General features: G+C 49.4%; 1 protein-coding gene. It reads right to left on the bottom strand.

Translation table 11 applies throughout. From position 1 onward, the window contains the following. Positions 1 to 19: 19 nt before the first annotated feature. On the bottom strand, positions 20 to 1,515 hold a 1,496-nt coding region (locus C5469_RS22640; RefSeq protein WP_207629317.1), incomplete at its 5' end, for a phage tail sheath subtilisin-like domain-containing protein.

Here is a 1,515-nt window from a genome sequence, read left to right as displayed (position 1 = left end):
TATTACCCATGTTTACCTCTTAAGCTGCCGGTTGTAAGCGGAACTGATTAAGTAGCGCGAAAACACGCAACTGATTGATGAGTGTGCCGGTCCACAGAACATCGATTCTGTTCGGATTTTGCGGATTAATATCAACAATCAGCCCACTTGCGAAGCCTTTCGAATCTTGCACGTAGCCGTTGTATTCCAAAGTACGATACTGCGCGATAAGTTCGGCGCGGATGACGTTGGGGGTTACAATTGCCGAGCCGGGCGCATACCGGGTAGCGTCTTTCACTAACTTCATGCGTGCAAACTTACTCGTGATTTGAGTGCGAATATAACGTGTGACGTACATCAGCAAGTACAGGGTTTCCACTTCCAAATAGCTGTCATCGTTATCACCAAAACTATTCTTTTGATAAGTCGTGATGATATTTTCAACCTGAATTGTGCCGTCATCAGCAACAGTAAAAGTTGAAATCCCGCTGTGTAGCAGATTGTTACGTTCGATTAAGTCAAGCTGGTCCTCCGATGCCGGAGCCAGAACGCCACTAATCGGTAATGTCTGCACTGGCCTGCCGGGGTCATTGCGCAAACTGGGTGCAATCGCCCCCGTCAATGCAGCGGCCCACACATAATTTGGTGTCGGAGATTTGGTTACACCGAGCAATGTTTCATGCTGATAGTTACGCTGTTCGCCGAAACTAGCCAACTCGCCGTATGCCCCATTGACTGCGCTAAATGCGTGCCCGTAAAGCTGCTGTTCCCACGACCATCTACCGACTGTATCAGACAGAAATGCTTTCACATCATCTAATGACGCCGTATCAGTGTACGGGTTGGCAATGAAATCAAAGGAACGGTCTTTGAGATTACCTAATGCGTTTTTAAGCTCAGGCGCACCCGCCCCACCGGCCATCTGAGTTATTTTCAAAGCCATGCCCGCGGGGGTAAATTCTCCCCCGGACTGTCCCCGGTAGTTCAGACGCAAATCAATACTGTTACCGGCAGCGCCTTTGTTTTTAGCCGTCAAAGTCACCGTATCAGCGGAGTCAAACGCAACGGTAGCCGTGACCGGCAAAGTCACTTTTTTGTTAATTGCGTCTGACAATGCAGTAGCCACTTGCTCGGCTTTATCCGTCGCTACAGTCGTGATCTGCACACGCTGCCCGCCGATATACAGTGAGATAACCCCGGTGTCCGTCGCTGGAGTTGATACTTTTACACCGCCTTTGGCCGCGACCATACTGTCAGCATCACTTAAGGGAAGAACCCAGATTTCAGCTGCCTGATCATTGGCGAAATAAGCTTCGGTCATGCCGTGCAGCATTGAACCATTGCCATATAAATTAGCAGCTTGAGCAGCGGAAGAGATACGCTCAGGGATATCGGGTTTTGCTGTAGATGTACTCAGCACCTGACCGATGATCAGTGTGCGCTGTGTCGCAATTGCGCTGTTTGCCATTGAGTTATCGAACTCGACGTAAAACAGCGGTGCACGAATATTGTTAGGTACACGTGAAAAGGGTACGG

Source organism: Photorhabdus cinerea (assembly GCF_011189575.1).
Lineage (GTDB): Bacteria > Pseudomonadota > Gammaproteobacteria > Enterobacterales > Enterobacteriaceae > Photorhabdus > Photorhabdus cinerea.
This window is presented reverse-complemented; position numbering and strand designations above follow the sequence as displayed.